The sequence below is a fragment of the Pectobacterium sp. S5 genome, assembly GCF_051707265.1.
Lineage (GTDB): Bacteria > Pseudomonadota > Gammaproteobacteria > Enterobacterales > Enterobacteriaceae > Pectobacterium > Pectobacterium polare.
In genome coordinates this window covers 325250-341620 of the sequence record NZ_JAULSZ010000002.1, presented here as the reverse complement: position 1 = coordinate 341620, position 16371 = coordinate 325250, and the positions used below count along the sequence as shown (strand labels likewise).

Here is a 16371-nt window from a genome sequence, read left to right as displayed (position 1 = left end):
TCAATATTGAATATATATTCAAACAGGAGAATAACAATGAAACCTTACCGTCTGAAATCCTCCCTGCTGGCCATCATGTTTTCCTTTTCTGCTGGCGCGTTTGCCGCAGATAACGGGTTGATCGCCATAATTACCCCTTCGCACGACAACCCGTTCTTTAAAGCCGAAGCCGAAGGCGCCAGAACCAAAGCCATCGAGCTGGGCTACACCACGCTGGTGGCATCGCATGACGATGATGTCAGCAAACAAAACCAGCTGATTGAAACCGCCATTGCCCGCAAGGCGAAAGCCATCATTCTGGATAATGCCGGGGCCGATGCGACCATTGGCCCGTTGAAAAAAGCGAAAGCTGCCGGTATTCCTGCCTTCCTTATCGACCGTGAAATCAATGAAACCGGCGTGGCCGTGGCGCAGATCGTTTCCAATAATTATCAGGGCGCGCAGCTCGGGGCGGAGAAATTCGTCGAGCTGATGGGGCAGAAGGGCAAATACGTCGAGCTGATTGGCCGCGAGTCAGACACCAATGCGCACGTCCGTTCACAGGGCTACCACGATGTGATCGACCAATATAGCGACATGAAGCGAGTCGCCAGACAAACGGCAAACTGGAGCCAGACGGAAGCCTTTACCCGCATGGAAGCCATCTTGCAGGCAAACCCAGATATTACTGGCGTGATTTCCGGCAATGACACCATGGCGTTAGGGGCGGAAGCCGCGCTGAAAGCGGCGGGGCGTCACGACGTGATTGTGGTGGGTTTTGACGGCAGCGACTATGTGCGTGATTCCATCATCAATAAAAGCAACATCAAGGCCACGGTGCTGCAACCCGGCTGGCAACAGGCGCAGATGGCGGTCGAACAGGCGGATTACTACCTGAAGAACGGCAAGGCACAGCACGAAGAAAAACAGCTGATGGACTGCATTCTGATCGACGAATCTAACGCGACCAAACTCAACACCTTTGCGTTGAAACCGTAATCGAGGCGGCAGGAGCGTTAGCTCCTGCTGATAAAGGAGTCGTTATGCTGTTCGATGAACGATACCGCGCCAGTTGGATTGGGCTCTGTGCCTTGCTGCTGTCGGCCTGTACGGTGGTCGATCTGGATGAAAACGGTAAGCCGATCATTCCGGTCGACCCCACGGCTACGCCGGGCTATAGCACCATGACGCCAGAGAACATCGCGACAGCGCTGTGGCAGCCAACGTTGCTTCCAGCTGCGCAGCAGCAGGCACTGTCCTGGGATGAGGTGGAGAAAACGCAGGCCGCGCTGGAGGATTCAGGGCGTAAAGCTGTCTACGCACGGCTTCAGGGCACGGTCAGCGGGATTGACCGGGAAAGTCGCGAAGGAAAATTGACGCTTGATGTGCAAGGTGACGCCGTCACGCTTCAATTAGGGCCCATCGTTAAAGGTAATGCCATTCGCGATGCGGCTGGGTTTATTCGCTTTGATGACTTCAAAAATCAGGTTCAGTTTGCCCAACTGGCCCGTGCGCTGAATAACAAAGCGCTTGCGTCGTTGCCGGAGCTGAATGCGGGCGTGCAGGGTAAATCTGTCAACGTACTGGCGGCGCTGGTGATAACGAAACAGAGCATCAGCGAAGCGGTGCCGATGACGCTAAACCTGACTGAAACGAGCGGCGGAGGGGCGCAATGATGGAAAAACCAGACGCTTCTCTGCAATCAAATGCGGTGAGCCGACCCGATATCGTGATGGCGACTCGCGGCATCACCATGCTGTTTCCCGGCACAAAAGCGCTGGATAACGTCGATTACAACGTTTATCGCGGCAAGGTTAACGTGATTATCGGTGAAAACGGCGCGGGTAAATCGACGCTGATGAAGATTCTGGCCGGTGTGCAGCAGCCGACGTCCGGCCAGATTCTACTGAATGGCGAAGTGGTGCGCATCGCGGATACGCGTGATGCAGCGGCAAAAGGCATCGGCATGGTGCATCAGGAACTCAACCTGTCCGAGAACCTGAGCGTGGCTGAGAACATCTTCCTGGGCCGGGAATTGCAAAAGGGCGTTGCGCCTATCGATTATCTGTCACAGGAGCGGATTGCGGCGGAGCTGATGGCGCGTCTCGATCAGGATATTTCGCCGCGTACCGAGGTCGCCAGCCTGAAAGTCGGCCAACAGCAGTTGGTGGAAATTGCCAAGGCGCTGGCGGATCAGGCTGACATTCTGATTCTGGACGAACCCACCTCTGCGTTGAGCAAAACTGAGGTAGAGATTCTGTTCCGTGTGATCCGCGAGCTGACTCGCCAGAATGTGTCGATTATCTACATTTCACACCGGCTGGAAGAGCTGATGGCGATCGGCGACTACATCACCATCCTGCGCGATGGGTGTTTTCAGGCGGAAGCGGCCGTTAGCGACATTGATGTGCCGTGGATCGTGCGGGAAATGCTCGGTGGTGACCCTGTCACCAGCTTCCTGCATCCGGGCAGAACGTTTGGTGCGCCGATATTGGAAGCGGAACACCTTACCTGCCTCAATGATGCCGGGCATCAGGTGGTCAATGATGTGTCGCTGATGGTGCGTGAAGGGGAAATCGTCGGCATTTACGGGCTGATGGGCGCGGGTCGCACCGAGCTCTTCGAGTGTCTGCTGGGTATTCAGAATGACTATCTGGGCAAGATTTATCTCGATAGCAAACCGGTTAATCCACGGCTTGCTACCGCGCAGCGCATTCGTATGGGCATGAGTCTGGTGCCGGAAGATCGTAAAAAAACCGGCATCTTTCCGCTTTCGTCGGTGGCTTCCAATCTCACCATTGCCAGTCTGTGGCGACGGCTGAAATACGGCATGGCGATCTTCCAGCGGCAGGAGCAGGAGGTGGTTGTCAGCACGATTGGGCAACTGGCGATCAAAGTCTCTTCGCCCGAGGTGGAAATTCAGGCGCTCAGCGGTGGCAATCAGCAAAAAGTGGTGATTGGCCGCTCGTTGTTGACCAGCCCCAAGGTGCTGCTGCTGGATGAACCAACGCGAGGCATCGATGTGGGTGCCAAGGCCGATGTGTTTGAAATGATGGTCGGGCTGTCCGAACAGGGCATCGGCGTGCTGTTTTCCACTTCAGATCTGAAAGAAATTATGGCGGTATCGGACCGTATTTTGGTGATGTCGAATGGCAAGCTGACGGCGAATATCGTGCGTCAGTCGGCCAGCGAGTCGGCATTAGTTTCGGCAAGTGCACAAGGGTTCTGACATGAAAACGACTCACCTTCCGGCGGCGTCAGGCGCGCTATCACCGGGTAAGTTTGTACGCTCACGAGAGAGCATCCTGCTGTTGATTCTCAGGCTGCGCACGTTTATCGCGCTGTTCCTGATTCTGGGGTTCTTTGCCTTCACGGTGCCCGGATTTTTGGCAACCGGCAGCCTGATCATCATGGTGAAGCACATTGCCATCAATGCGTTTCTGGCGCTGGGGATCACGTTTGTCATCATCACCGCCGGGATTGACCTGTCAATCGGTGCCACGCTAGGGCTGTGCGGCATGGTGGCCGGCTACATGATTACTCAGGGAATTGTGCTGCCGATGTTCGGCGTCGCGATTTTCCCCAGCGTGTGGGTCATCGTTCCTGTCGTGCTGTTGATTGGCGCGCTTATCGGTGCCATCAACGGCTGGATCATCACGCGGTATAACGTTGCGCCTTTTATCTGCACGCTTGGAACGATGTACATCGTGCGTGGGGCATCAATGCTGATTTCCGGTGGGGAGACGTTCCCCGGCTTGGGCGGTAACCCGCAGTTGGGCAACACTGGTTTTGAGCTGATTGGTTCCGCCACGATCCTGGGATTACCGCTGGCTATCTGGCTGATGCTGGTGCTGGCCGTGGTGATTGCCTACGTGGCACGCCGCCTGCCGTTCGGCCGCCATGTCTATGCGATTGGTGACAACGAACGTGCCGCTGAACTTTCCGGCGTCAAAGTGCGTCAGGTCAAAGTCTGGGTCTACACCATTTCCGGCTTCTGTGCCGCTATCGCGGGCATCGTGGTGTCGTCTCAGTTGGTCGCCAGTCATCCGGCAACCGGCACCGCTTTTGAAATGAACGCGATTGCTGCTGTGGTGCTTGGTGGAACGTCGCTGGCGGGCGGGCGCGGCACGATTCTAGGCACGCTGATTGGCGCGTTTGTTATCGGGATCCTTGCCGACGGGCTGGTGATGATGGGCGTAAGTGAATTCTGGCAGATGGTGATTAAAGGCATCGTCATCATAGTGGCGGTGATTATCGACCAGATGCAAAACCGTATGCAGCACAAGGCCGCAATCGTGTCCCAGAAGGCCGCGGCGGAAGGTACATAGTTAAGTGTAGAGACACATTAAGCATAAATCGTACGTTAAGCGTAACTAGCACGGGGCGTTGAGTTGTGGCGAGAACGATGTCGGTAGGTATACCGAGGCCCGATTTGAGCGCAATTTTTTTTGATTCGATATGAATAAATATTCGTTTTTGAGTAAAAATTCAAGCGAGGTGAAGTATGAATCCGTACGCATTGTCGGTGGAGGCGCTGACGCACAAAGCCCGCGCCATTCGTCGCCGCATTATTCATCTGAATGCCAATAGCCCGGCTGGCGGGCACACGGGCGCCGATCTGTCACAGGTTGAGATACTGACGGCGCTGTATTTTCGCATTCTGAACTGTGCACCGGATCGCCTTCAGGATCCGCAGCGGGATATTTACATCCAGTCAAAAGGTCATGCGGTCGGCGGATATTACTGCTGTCTGGCGGAAGCAGGCTATTTCCCGGAAGCGTGGCTGGCGACCTATCAGCACCCTGATTCGCATTTACCGGGACATCCGGTCAAGCACAAAACGCCAGGGATTGAACTGAACACCGGCGCGCTCGGGCATGGGTTGCCGGTTGCCGTCGGCATTGCGCTGGCGGCGAAGCGCGATAACAGCCCGCGCCGGGTGTTTGTCCTGACGGGTGATGGTGAGTTGGCGGAAGGCAGCAACTGGGAAGCGGCGCTGGCGGCGGCACATTACCAACTGGATAACCTGATCATCATCAACGACAAGAACAAGCTGCAATTGGCGGGAACGACCTGTTCCATCATGAACACCGATCCGCTGGCGGAAAAGTGGCAGGCTTTTGGCCTACAGGTCACGGAATGCGCGGGTAATGACATGCGCTCGGTGGTGGAAACGCTGGAGAATCTGCCGCGCAACGGCAAGCCGAATGTGGTGATTGCGAATACGGAGAAAGGTGCGGGCGTGTCGTTTATTCAGGGGCGGGCTGAGTGGCATCACCGCGTGCCGAAAGGCGAGGAAATTGCACTGGCGCTGGAGGAATTAAAAGATGAGTAACGCAGAGCATCTGGCAACCGTTATGGTCGAGCAGTTCATCAAGGCCGTCGAACAGGGGATTGATGTCGTTCCGGTGTTGGCGGATTCGACCTCTACGGCGAAGATTTCACCGTTCATACAGCGTTTCCCCGACCGCATCGTCAACGTGGGGATCGCAGAACAAACGATGGTTGGGACGGCGGTAGGGCTGTCCATCGGTGGCAAGATTGCGGTGACCTGTAACGCGGCTCCGTTTTTGATCTCCCGTGCGAATGAACAGCTCAAAGTCGACGTCTGTTACAACAACAGCAACGTTAAGCTGTTTGGGCTGAATGCGGGCTGTAGCTACGGCCCGCTCGCCAGCACGCACCACAGTATTGACGACATCGCGGTGCTGCGAGGGTTTGGCAATATTGAGATCTACGCGCCATCCAGCCCGGAAGAGTGCCGTCAGATTATCGATTATGCGTTTGAACATCAGGGGCCGGTCTATATCCGCCTCGATGGGAAACCGCTGCCTGCCTTGCACGATGAGCAGTATCGCTTTGTGCCAGGACAGATCGATGTGCTGCGCAAAGGTCGCGATATCACACTGGTCGGGCTGGGGTCGACCGTGCATGAAATTGTGACGGCGGCTGAATTATTAGCAGAAAAAGGACTTTCCGCTACAGTGGTTAATCTTTCCTCTATCCGCCCGTGCAATACTCAGCAATTGCTTGAAATTCTGAGTGAAACACCTCGAGTCATCACAGTCGAGGAACATAACGTCAACGGCGGTGCAGGCAGTCTGGTAGCGGAAGTGCTGGCGGAAGCGGGCAGCGGAATTCCTCTTGTACGGTTGGGAATTCCCGATGGTCAATACGCGATTGCCGCCGATCGGAGCGCGATGCGAGCGCATCACGGGCTGGACGCGACGGGCATTGTCAACGCAGCACTGCGTCTTTGCCCGGGAGGCTGATGATGTTTACGCCGGTTATTTTGGCAATCGATGAAGGGACGACGAACGCCAAGGCGATTGCCGTTGATGAGCGGGGGCGCATTCTGGCTAAAGCGGCAGTCGCTTTGCAGGTGACGCACCCGCAACCGGGCAGAGCCGAGCAGGACGCGATGGCGATCTGGCATGCGGTTTGTCAGGCAGCAGAGGCCTGTCTGTCGTCATTACATCGGGCCCAGGTGGTGGGCATTGCGATCAGCAATCAGCGTGAGTCGGTACTGATTTGGGACAGGCGAACCGGAAAGCCGCTGACGCCGCTGGTCAGCTGGCAGGATCGCCGCGCCGAGAAATTTTGTCAGGCATTGCAGGGCAGTGCGGAAGCACGTCTGATCGAATCCCGTACCGGTCTACAGGTCGATCCACTTTTTCCCGCCGCCAAACTGCATGCCATGCTGGCAGAACTGCCGGATGGTGTCGTCCGGGCGATGCAGGGGGAACTGTGCATCGGAACGGTGGACTGCTGGCTTAACTGGCAGTTTAGCGGTGGACGGGCGTATTCCACCGACTATTCCAACGCGGCAAGAACCCAGCTGTTTAATATCCACCGCGGCTGCTGGGATGAGGATCTGCTGGCGCTGTTCGGTATTCCCAGCGTGTGCCTGCCTGCCGTTACGCCGTCCTCGGCGTTACATGGTCACACCGGCGTGACGGGCATCAAGGGGCTTGCCGCTGGCGTACCGATTGTAGCGCTGATTGGCGATTCTCATGCAGCCCTGTACGGTCAGGGCATTACTCAAAGCGGTGAAATCAAGGCGACATACGGCACTGGCTCGTCGCTGATGACCACCATCAACACGCCGCATCAACAGGCCGCAGGGCTTAGCACCACAATTGCCTGGCACGATGGCGAACTGCGCTACGCGCTGGAAGGCAATATTACCCACACCGGTTCGGGATTTGCCTGGATTGGTCAGATGCTGGGCATTCCTTCCGTTACACAACTTACCGAGCTGGCGCTCAGCGCCGACGCTAATCAGGGCGTCTTCTTTGTTCCTGCGTTATCCGGGCTAGGCGCGCCCTATTGGGATGTGCAAGCGCGTGGCCTGCTGTGTGGATTATGTGATGCCACTACGCCCGCCATCATCGCCCGCGCGGGACTTGAAGCCATTGCGTATCAAATCGCCGACGTCTTTTTCGCGATGGAACAGGCATCGCAGGCTGCGTTACCCGCGCTGCGCGTGGACGGCGGCGCGACACAAAACCGCTGGCTGATGCAGTTTCAGGCCGACCTTTTGCAGCGCCCATTGATTCGCAACCATAACGCGGAAGTGTCGGCGCTGGGAGCGGCTTATCTGGGCGGAAAAATGCTGGGGTGGTGGGAACACCGCGAACAGATTGCCGCACTGCCCAGAGAAGTCGAGGTTATCGAACCGTCGACGACTAATCACGGGGTTTTGGAGAGCTATCAACAGTGGCGCACGGCGGTAGCGCGTACGCGTCTGCGGCCCGAGCCATAACTATTTTTAGCTGTAAGACATTTTTAGCAGTAAGAACTTATCCGATACGAAAGAAAGAAAAGATAAGCAGCTCAATACCATCAGAAATCAATGAGGTGACTTTTATGGCAACGTATAACTACCCTGAGTTTGGTGCCGGTTTGTGGCATTTTGCGAATTATATCGACCGCTATGCCGTAGATGGCTACGGCCCGGCATTGAGCACGATCGATCAGATCAAAGCCGCGAAAGAGGTCGGCGAACTTTCCTATGTCGACTTGCCCTATCCCTTCACGCCGGGCGTGACGCTCAGCGAAGTGAAGGATGCGCTGAAAGATGCGGGACTGAAGGCGATTGGTATCACGCCGGAAATTTATCTGCAAAAGTGGTCGCGCGGTGCTTTTACCAACCCCGATCCAGCGGCCCGAGCGGCGGCGTTTGAATTAATGCACGAATCTGCGGGCATTGTGCGTGAACTCGGCGCGAATTACGTCAAAGTCTGGCCGGGTCAGGATGGCTGGGATTATCCGTTCCAGGTCAGCCATAAAAACCTGTGGAAGCTGGCGGTTGACGGCATGCGCGATCTGGCCGGAGCTAACCCCGATGTGAAATTTGCTATCGAATACAAACCGCGTGAGCCGCGCGTGAAAATGACCTGGGATTCTGCCGCACGAACACTGCTGGGCATCGAAGATATCGGGCTGGATAACGTGGGCGTGCTGCTGGACTTCGGGCATGCGCTGTATGGCGGCGAATCACCGGCCGATTCTGCTCAGTTGATTATCGATCGTGGTCGGCTGTTCGGCATGGATGTGAACGATAACCTGCGCGGATGGGATGACGATCTGGTGGTCGGCACGGTGCATATGACCGAGATCTTCGAATTCTTCTACGTGCTGAAAATCAACAACTGGCAGGGCGTCTGGCAGCTTGATCAGTTCCCGTTCCGTGAGAACCACGTTGAGGCGGCGCAGCTGTCTATCCGGTTCCTGAAGCATATCTATCGTGCGCTGGATAAGCTGGATATCCCGGCGCTTCAGGCGGCGCAGGAAGCACAAAATCCGTTACAGGCGCAGCGGATTGTGCAGGATGCGCTGCTGTCATCCATTAACGTTGACGAGTAATCACGTCACGCTACGTCAGGCACGGAGCAGGGGAAGTATTCCGCGCCTGACGTGACTATTATTTGCTAACCGCTGGGTGATGAGTGTTTAGATCAACGTCTCAGCGGTTAATCGATCGGTAATCAACACATCAACGTAGTGCCCGGTTAATGCTCCGCGAATCGCGGCACTTTTCTCGACACCGCCCGCTAACGCCACCACGCGTGGACACTGACGCAGCTGCGGCAGCGCCATACCAATCACGGGATCTTCATCGTCCTGCAACACCGGTTCGCCTTCCGCGTTGTAGTAATGCAGGCATAAATCGCCCACGGCACCGCGTTCGGCCAGCTGTTGCAGCATCGCTTCGTGATAGTAGTTACCGGAGTTTTTCAGCAGTTGCGACGGCTCCAGCACGCCAATACCGACCAGCGCCAGACTCACCTCGCTGAATTTATCAACCACGCTGGAAACTTCATCGCTGGTCACCAAACGGGCGCGATCTTCTACCGACCGTTCGATACTCTGCGCGGGCAAAAGGTAAGCGGGGCAACTGAGCTGATTGGCTAAGGTTTGCGTCAGGATGGTCGCCTGCACGTTGCCGTTCGGCCCGACTCCCCCTAACAGCTGGATGACGCCCTGCGCCTTGACGCTTTGCGGATGCAGGCTATCCACCATCGCCCGCAGCGTGCTGCTCCAGGACGAGATTCCGACCAGATCGTCAGGGCGGATACTGGTTTGGACATAGTGTGCGGCCGCAGAGCCAATCGCCTGCTTGATTTGCGCCAGCGTGGCGTTATCGGCAACATCCACCACGATAGCCTGATCGATGTCGTAGCGCTTCTGAATCGCCGCTTCCAGCCCCATGAACATGTTCGGGGGTTGAATTACGCTGATTTTGACCACACCTTCTTTAACACAGCGCGTGATCGCGCGGGAGACAAAAGACTGTGACAAATGGAGTGAGGCAGCAATTTCTGCTTGTTTCATCCCTTCGCTATAATAGAGCGTAGCGATCTTGACCAATAATCGCTGTTCGTCCTGCTTTGACATGACTTTTCCCCTTGCTGACTTGCTGCTGTCATTTTTATTCAGCACAGAATAAATAACAAGCGCAGACGGCAGTGGAGTGCGGTTCTTGATTTCCCTGTCTGCGTCGGACATGGTAATTTAATGGGGTTTGTCGCCAAAATTTGGCATAATTCATCCGGTTAATGGATATCACAGGAAGGACAATGTGAAATATTTGCTGATTTTTTTACTCGTGCTGGCGATATTCATCATTTCTGTCACACTGGGTGCGCACAACGATCAGGTTGTGACATTTAACTACCTGCTGGCACAGGGGGAGTATCGTATCTCCACACTGCTCGCCACGCTGTTTGCCTTGGGTTTTGCTCTTGGCTGGGTTATCTGTGGTCTGTTTTATCTGCGTCAGCGCATTGCGCTTGGCCGTGCACAACGTAAAATCAAGCGTCTGGAACAACAGCTTTCTACCTCCACCGAGGAGAACGTGGCGCCAGTGCAGACGGTCACCCACTAAGGAATTCTCTCTATGTTAGAACTGCTGTTTCTGTTGCTGCCCGTGGCCGCCGCGTACGGTTGGTACATGGGTCGCAGAAGTGCGCAGCAGGACAAAGAGCAGGAATCCAACCGCCTGTCCCGTGAGTATGTCACCGGGGTTAACTTCCTGTTGTCCAATCAGCAGGATAAGGCGGTTGAGCTGTTCCTCGACATGCTCAAGGATGACAGCAACACCTTTGAAGCCCACCTCACGCTCGGTAACCTGTTCCGTTCGCGCGGCGAAGTTGACCGTGCGATTCGCATCCATCAGGCGCTGACCGAAAGCGCATCGCTAACCTTTGAACAACGCCTGCTAGCGGTGCAACAGCTGGGCCGTGACTACATGGCCGCAGGGCTGTATGACCGCGCCGAAGAAAGTTTCAACCAGTTGGTGGATGAAGAAGATTTTCGCCGCAGCGCCTTGCAGCAGCTCTTGCAGATCCATCAGGCGACCAGTGATTGGCCGACGGCAATCGATGTGGCGGAAAAACTGGTCAAGATGGGAAAAGACCAGCTTCGCGTGGACATCGCGCATTTTTACTGTGAATTGGCGTTGTTGGCGATGGGTAGCGACGATCTGGATAAGGCGCTCACGCTCCTGAAAAAAGGGGCGGCGGCGGACAGTCAATGTGCCCGTGCGTCTATCATGATGGGACGCATCTACATGGCACAGCAGGATTATGCGCGTGCCGTGGAAGCCTTACGACAGGTTCTCGATCAGGATAAAGAGCTGGTTAGCGAAACGCTGCCGATGCTGCAAGAGTGCTATCAGCATTTAGATAAGCCCTTGGATTGGGCGAATTTCATCAAACGCTGCGTAGAAGAAAATACCGGTGCGACGGCGGAATTGATGCTGGCCGACATCCTCGAAAGAGAAGAGGGTGCCGAGGTTGCACAGGCTTATATTAACCGTCAGTTGCAACGCCACCCCACAATGCGTGTGTTCCATCGCCTGATGGATTTTCACCTGCATGAAGCGGAAGATGGACGAACAAAAGAAAATCTTCAGGGATTGCGTGACATGGTCGGCGAACAGATTCGCACCAAACCGCGCTATAACTGCCGTAAGTGTGGCTTCACGTCGCAATCGCTCTATTGGCAATGTCCTTCCTGCCGCACCTGGGCTAGCATCAAGCCGATCCGTGGGCTCGACGGCCAGTAACGTTTCACGATATCGAGCTGGTGTTGTTTAACTCACTTTAGTTACAACATACTAATGACTGCATGTGATTTCGGTTCCAGCTAGCTTCTTTAATCGCATTGGTCTTCAGGCGCTGGGATTTCAGGGGCGAGGCATGTAGAATGCGGCGGGAATTTTGGCTTCGCAAGAGACTGGGTGACGAATGAAAAACGAGAATCTACAGCAAAAGAATCAAACGGTATCATCCCCGATTGTGGTCGCGCTGGACTATGCCAGTCAGCAGGCGGCGCTGTCGTTTGTTGACCGTATCGATCCGCAGGATTGCCGTTTGAAGGTAGGCAAAGAGATGTTTACCTTATTCGGCCCACAGTTCGTGCAAACGCTACAACAGCGCGGCTTTGATGTGTTTCTCGATCTGAAATTCCACGATATTCCGAATACTGTCGCTCACGCCGTTGCGGCCGCGGCCGATCTTGGCGTGTGGATGGTGAATGTCCATGCCAGCGGTGGTTCACGCATGATGACAGCGGCGAAAGAAGCGCTGGTGCCGTTTGGTAACGATGCGCCACTGCTGATTGCCGTGACCGTGTTAACCAGCATGGACGAAGACGATCTGCGCGGGCTCGGCATTACCGTCAGCCCAGCGGAGCAGGCGGAACGTCTGGCGGTGTTAACGCATAATAGCGGGCTGGATGGCGTGGTGTGTTCCGCGCATGAAGCGCAGCGGTTGAAGCAGGTATGTGGTCAGGCATTTAAGCTGGTCACGCCGGGAATTCGTCCAGCGGGCAGCGACGTTGGCGATCAGCGCCGCATCATGACGCCGGTTCAGGCGCAGCAGGCTGGCGTCGATTATATGGTGATTGGACGTCCGATCACCCAATCAGCAGATCCGGCACAGACGCTGCGTGAGATTCGCGCTTCATTATTAAACGGTGCGGCATCATGAACATGCGTCGTGACGAAAATAGCCAACTGGTTTACTCCACGGAAACCGGGCGTATTAAGCCCGAAGAAGAACAAGTCGCTCGGCCAAAAGGTGATGGCATCGTGCGTATCCAGCGTCAGACCAGCGGGCGTAAAGGAAAGGGCGTATGCCTGATTAGCGGTCTCGATCTTGATGATGCTGCGCTGGATAAGCTGGCGGCGGAATTGAAGAAAAAATGCGGCTGCGGTGGCTCAGTGAAAGACGGCGTGATCGAAATTCAGGGCGATAAACGCGATCTGCTAAAACAGCTTCTGGAAGCAAAAGGCATGAAGGTTAAGCTGGCTGGCGGCTAAAGGATAATGCAGATAAAAGCAGCAGGTTTACTCCCGTGAACCTGCTGCCCATAATTCGTTATTTATCGACCTGACGGCCAATCAGCCCGCCGATAGCTGCACCGCCCAGCGTTCCTAATGTTCCGCCATCCGTTAAGATAGCCCCACCAACTGCACCCGCACCGGCACCAATCGCGGTATTACGGTCACGTTTGGACATGTTTGAACAGCCCGCGAGCGTTACAGCAAGCGTAATTGCCAGCGTGGCTGTCGCAAAACGTTTGTTTAATTTCATTTTATTCCCCTTTCTGCTCTTGGCCTCACGTTTCTTGTGAGGAAAATATCGAACAACGTGCTTTTTACGGTATTAAATAAAGAAACAGGCCTTCTACTGCTTGATGACAAGTATAATCATCGGAAAAAACTGCAACAGGTAAAAAATCTTAATTCCCCAGCGTTATGTTAACGATAGCAATAATTGATAAAGTTGGCTGTTTTTTGCCCAACTCTGTGGGGTGTCTCTTTCTTTTTCCCATAGCAGAACACCGCTAGGTCTTTAGCGATTTAGCCCATAGCGACGATCTCGTCAGGCCGCGAGAATGGTGTCATCGCGCCGAGGGGAGGCTGATTATGTTAGAAACGCTAAAAAAACAGGTGTTGGAAGCCAATCTGGCCTTGCCGCAGCACAATCTGGTGACGTTTACGTGGGGAAATGTCAGTGCGGTCGATCGACAGCGCGGCTTGATGGTGATCAAACCTTCCGGCGTGGAGTATTCGGCCATGACGCTGGAGGATATGGTTGTCGTTGAGCTTGAAAGTGGCAAGGTGGTGGAGGGGACGAAGAAACCGTCGTCGGATACCGATACCCACCGCGTGCTGTATCTGGAATTTGCCGATATCGGCGGTATTGTGCATACCCATTCCCGCCATGCCACGATCTGGGCGCAAGCCGGTAAAGATATCCCCGCCTGGGGAACGACGCACGCGGACTACTTTTATGGTCCGATTCCCTGCACGCGTCTGATGTCGGATGCGGAAATCAACGGGCGCTATGAGTGGGAAACGGGAAGGGTGATCGTCGAAACTTTCCGCCAACGTGGAATTTCTCCGGTAGATGTGCCTGCCGTATTGGTTAACTCGCACGGCCCCTTTGCGTGGGGGAAAGATGCAGACAACGCGGTACATAACGCCGTTGTTCTGGAAGAGCTTGCCTACATGGGGATTTTCTCACGCCAGCTAACGCCTCAGTTGGGCGAGATGCAGCAAACGCTGTTGGATAAACACTACTTACGCAAGCACGGCAAGAACGCGTATTACGGACAATAAACCGCAGCCATTCCTTTCTTGTTACCTTTAAGCCATATAGCGCCGCAAATGCGGCGCTATTGTTATTTGTGGGGCTTGATGATTTCGTCCCTTCGCTGTCTATAAGATAGTCGAAAGCGGCTTAATTTGCCGTCCATTACTGTCGAAGTTTTCCGGTGATAGCCATGCCAGGAAAGCCTGTTTACGCTGTGGCCATTCCTTGTCGGTGATGGCGAACCAAGCTGTATCACGGGATCGTTGCTTATAGACCGAGGCTTGCCTGAAGATGCCCTCGAAGCTGAATCCAAGGCGTTGCGCCGCTTTGCGAGATGGTTCATTGAGGCTATCGCACTTCCATTCATAGCGACGATAGCCCAGTTCCTCGAAGACATACTGCATTAACAAGAATTGCGCCTCGGTCGAAGCGGGCTTCTGTTTAAGCAGCGGCGAGAACGTCACCCAACCGACCTCTACAGCGCCATTCTTGGCATCGGCGCGCATCAGCGAAAGCGTGCCGACAGCTTTTCCTAGCCTGGTATCAATGACCGAATAATGTTTGGGATCGATGCTGTTTGAGGCTGCTTCTGCGTAGCGCCGATACGCATTCTTTTCGTGAAACGGCCCCACGGGCAAATAAGTCCAGTCACGGCCGTCCTTCGCTGAGGCGTAGGCATCATAGAGATCACTGGCATGAAGTTCCGCATTGAGTGGCTCCAGACTGCAAAACCGACCATGCAAAACAACACCTGTGGGAAGAGGCCGTTCCGACCAAGCAGGCAACGGAGCCCCAATGGGTTGAGCATATTCATTGATGTGATGGTTCATTTATTTCCCCTCAAGAGATCATTCATTGGCGGACACCGATAGCTAGGCGATTGAAGGCGCTCATTAGCGAAACGGCAAAGCAGAGGCCTGAAATCTCTGTCTCACTGAAATGCACGCGCAGTGGCTCAAAATCCTCGTCAGGTGCGTGAGTTCGATCAACTGTTGCCCTGGTGGACTCTTTTCCTGTGCCTGACGAGTAGCATTCAACCCTTTGTAAGCTTCCGACGAGAGGTGCTGATACGGCACTCGCAACTTGCTCACTCTAGATTTTCCTTGTCTAAAGTGCACAATACTAGGCGAATTTAGTCATACTAAAAAGGGTCATATTTTTCAAAAATGACTAGGACATTCAAGTTGGATCTTCAACACTTACAGCCAAGTGCTGCTTCGGACGAGCCGATCTACCAGCAGCTCTACCGAAGCTTTCGCGAGGCAATCATCACCGGAAAGCTTCGTCCCGGTGACCGTGTACCGTCCATGCGCAGCCTGGCAAGCGAGTTAGGACTCGCGCGTGGCACGATTGAGCTTGGCTTACCGGCGTTAGACGCATTTCCGCGCACAACGTGGGTGCGCCTGGCATGCCGTACGCTTCGAGCCTTGGACGTTGCTGCCATGAACCCACCCTGATGCCAGTGGCTATGAGCCGCTCCGACGAGCGATCGCCTCTTACCTTTGCATGGCTCTAAGCATCAATTGCTCACCTGCGCAGGTATTCATTACGTCAGGCTATCGAGGGGACTGGCATGTCGGCCCCTGTCAACCCGGCGGTCTGCTTCTGGGGTTCACCAATATTGAAGGTCAAGAAGCCGGCATCACGTTGGCACAAAAATTATGGGATGCCTTAAAGGATGTTCAAAGAAAAAGTCACTCCTTTCATTTTTTCAACACACCTATTTACTAGGAGGACCTTATGCAACCTGTAGAACTCAAAGCTATAGACCAGAGCGACTTTGATGCCTGGCTTTTTCTTTGGAAAGACTATCAGCAGTTTTACAACGTGAATATTCCAGAGTCGGTCACGTCCCAGACTTGGGAACGTCTTTTAACTCCGGCAGAACCTATGAACGCTGCGCTAGCGGTCGTGGACGAAAAACCACTTGGGTTTGTGCACTGGATATACCACCGCTCCACTTGGACGACGGGCGATTACTGCTATCTACAGGATCTGTTCGTGTCAGGCGAATCGCGAGGCGGAGGTATTGGGCGTGCATTGATCGAGCACGTCTATGCCGAAGCTAAACAGTGCGGTGCCTCCCGCGTGTATTGGCTGACCCACGAGAGCAATCAAAACGCCATGCAGCTTTACGATCGAATTGCCGACCGCTCGGGCTTCCTTCAGTACCGCAAGCTACTGGCTTAATTAAAGTCGCCAAGATAAGTCAAAGGGTTACGGGGCGAGTCGTCACGTGAAATGAGGTCAATGGCCTGAGAAATACGCATAAAAAAATCCGGAA

Annotated in this window: 18 protein-coding genes and 1 pseudogene; 15 read left to right on the top strand and 4 right to left on the bottom strand. The window is 54.6% G+C overall.

The annotated features are described in order from the left end of the window. Positions 1 to 36 precede the first annotated feature (36 nt). The 8 genes from QWJ20_RS11080 (at position 37) to QWJ20_RS11045 (ending at position 8847) form a co-directional block, all read left to right on the top strand. A complete protein-coding gene (locus QWJ20_RS11080) occupies positions 37 to 978 on the top strand; it encodes a D-ribose ABC transporter substrate-binding protein (RefSeq protein ID WP_039481035.1) in 942 nt (313 codons plus the stop codon). A gap of 44 nt (positions 979 to 1022) precedes the next feature. After that, entirely contained in the window at positions 1023 to 1655 is a 633-nt protein-coding gene (locus tag QWJ20_RS11075) for a DUF2291 family protein (RefSeq protein ID WP_433992551.1), read from the top strand. Beyond that, on the top strand, positions 1655 to 3208 hold the full coding sequence (locus QWJ20_RS11070) for a sugar ABC transporter ATP-binding protein (protein ID WP_433992663.1): 1554 nt from the start codon (positions 1655 to 1657) through the stop codon (positions 3206 to 3208). The genes QWJ20_RS11075 and QWJ20_RS11070 overlap by 1 nt, the downstream gene beginning before the upstream one ends. Before the next feature lies 1 nt (position 3209). After that, positions 3210 to 4307 (top strand): ABC transporter permease, encoded by a 1098-nt coding sequence (locus QWJ20_RS11065; RefSeq protein ID WP_039481026.1) that lies wholly within the window; start codon positions 3210 to 3212, stop codon positions 4305 to 4307. Positions 4308 to 4483: 176 nt separating this feature from the next. Continuing rightward, on the top strand, positions 4484 to 5314 hold the full coding sequence (locus QWJ20_RS11060) for a transketolase (protein WP_095699695.1): 831 nt from the start codon (positions 4484 to 4486) through the stop codon (positions 5312 to 5314). Further along, entirely contained in the window at positions 5307 to 6251 is a 945-nt protein-coding gene (locus QWJ20_RS11055) for a transketolase family protein (RefSeq protein WP_174869720.1), read from the top strand. The genes QWJ20_RS11060 and QWJ20_RS11055 overlap by 8 nt, the downstream gene beginning before the upstream one ends. 2 nt (positions 6252 to 6253) lie before the next feature. Next, positions 6254 to 7744 carry an FGGY family carbohydrate kinase gene (locus tag QWJ20_RS11050; RefSeq protein WP_433992662.1) on the top strand — a complete coding sequence of 497 codons (1491 nt, stop codon included), beginning with the start codon at positions 6254 to 6256 and terminating at the stop codon, positions 7742 to 7744. Positions 7745 to 7848: 104 nt separating this feature from the next. After that, positions 7849 to 8847 (top strand): sugar phosphate isomerase/epimerase family protein, encoded by a 999-nt coding sequence (locus tag QWJ20_RS11045; protein ID WP_095699692.1) that lies wholly within the window; start codon positions 7849 to 7851, stop codon positions 8845 to 8847. A gap of 87 nt (positions 8848 to 8934) precedes the next feature. On the opposite strand, the gene QWJ20_RS11040 is transcribed toward QWJ20_RS11045, so the two are convergent. Continuing rightward, positions 8935 to 9879, bottom strand: a complete 945-nt coding sequence (locus tag QWJ20_RS11040; RefSeq protein ID WP_433992550.1) for a sugar-binding transcriptional regulator — start codon at positions 9877 to 9879, stop codon at positions 8935 to 8937. Between the two features lie 184 nt (positions 9880 to 10063). On the opposite strand from QWJ20_RS11040, the gene QWJ20_RS11035 reads away from it, so the two are divergent. The 4 genes from QWJ20_RS11035 (at position 10064) to yciH (ending at position 12808) form a co-directional block, all read left to right on the top strand. Then, a complete protein-coding gene (locus QWJ20_RS11035) occupies positions 10064 to 10369 on the top strand; it encodes a LapA family protein (protein ID WP_010276674.1) in 306 nt (101 codons plus the stop codon). 12 nt (positions 10370 to 10381) lie between these two features. Next, complete coding sequence (gene lapB, locus QWJ20_RS11030; RefSeq protein ID WP_095994765.1) at positions 10382 to 11551, top strand: lipopolysaccharide assembly protein LapB; 1170 nt, start codon at positions 10382 to 10384, stop codon at positions 11549 to 11551. Between the two features lie 181 nt (positions 11552 to 11732). Next, the gene (gene pyrF, locus QWJ20_RS11025) at positions 11733 to 12476 is read left to right on the top strand and encodes an orotidine-5'-phosphate decarboxylase (protein WP_040031594.1); all 744 of its coding nucleotides are present in this window, start codon (positions 11733 to 11735) and stop codon (positions 12474 to 12476) included. Beyond that, positions 12473 to 12808, top strand: coding sequence for a stress response translation initiation inhibitor YciH (yciH, locus tag QWJ20_RS11020; RefSeq protein WP_010306267.1), 336 nt, complete (start codon positions 12473 to 12475; stop codon positions 12806 to 12808). The genes pyrF and yciH overlap by 4 nt, the downstream gene beginning before the upstream one ends. Before the next feature lie 58 nt (positions 12809 to 12866). On the opposite strand, the gene osmB is transcribed toward yciH, so the two are convergent. Continuing rightward, positions 12867 to 13082, bottom strand: coding sequence for an osmotically-inducible lipoprotein OsmB (gene osmB / locus QWJ20_RS11015; RefSeq protein WP_137739872.1), 216 nt, complete (start codon positions 13080 to 13082; stop codon positions 12867 to 12869). Positions 13083 to 13417: 335 nt separating this feature from the next. Between osmB and araD the strand changes: the two genes are divergently transcribed. Next, the gene (araD, locus tag QWJ20_RS11010) at positions 13418 to 14113 is read left to right on the top strand and encodes an L-ribulose-5-phosphate 4-epimerase (protein WP_111778482.1); all 696 of its coding nucleotides are present in this window, start codon (positions 13418 to 13420) and stop codon (positions 14111 to 14113) included. 99 nt (positions 14114 to 14212) lie between these two features. On the opposite strand, the gene QWJ20_RS11005 is transcribed toward araD, so the two are convergent. Continuing rightward, the gene (locus QWJ20_RS11005; protein ID WP_174869718.1) at positions 14213 to 14917 is read right to left on the bottom strand and encodes a GNAT family N-acetyltransferase; all 705 of its coding nucleotides are present in this window, start codon (positions 14915 to 14917) and stop codon (positions 14213 to 14215) included. 336 nt (positions 14918 to 15253) lie between these two features. On the opposite strand from QWJ20_RS11005, the gene QWJ20_RS11000 reads away from it, so the two are divergent. Together QWJ20_RS11000 and QWJ20_RS10995 are read left to right on the top strand one after the other, a co-directional pair. Then, positions 15254 to 15544 (top strand): GntR family transcriptional regulator, encoded by a 291-nt coding sequence (locus QWJ20_RS11000; RefSeq protein ID WP_254593004.1) that lies wholly within the window; start codon positions 15254 to 15256, stop codon positions 15542 to 15544. Positions 15545 to 15827: 283 nt separating this feature from the next. After that, on the top strand, positions 15828 to 16277 hold the full coding sequence (locus QWJ20_RS10995; RefSeq protein WP_174869717.1) for a GNAT family N-acetyltransferase: 450 nt from the start codon (positions 15828 to 15830) through the stop codon (positions 16275 to 16277). 2 nt (positions 16278 to 16279) lie between these two features. On the opposite strand, the pseudogene QWJ20_RS10990 reads toward QWJ20_RS10995, so the two are convergent. Further along, positions 16280 to 16357, bottom strand: a pseudogene (locus QWJ20_RS10990) (hypothetical protein); the annotation flags it as partial. Between the last annotated feature and the right edge of the window lie 14 nt (positions 16358 to 16371).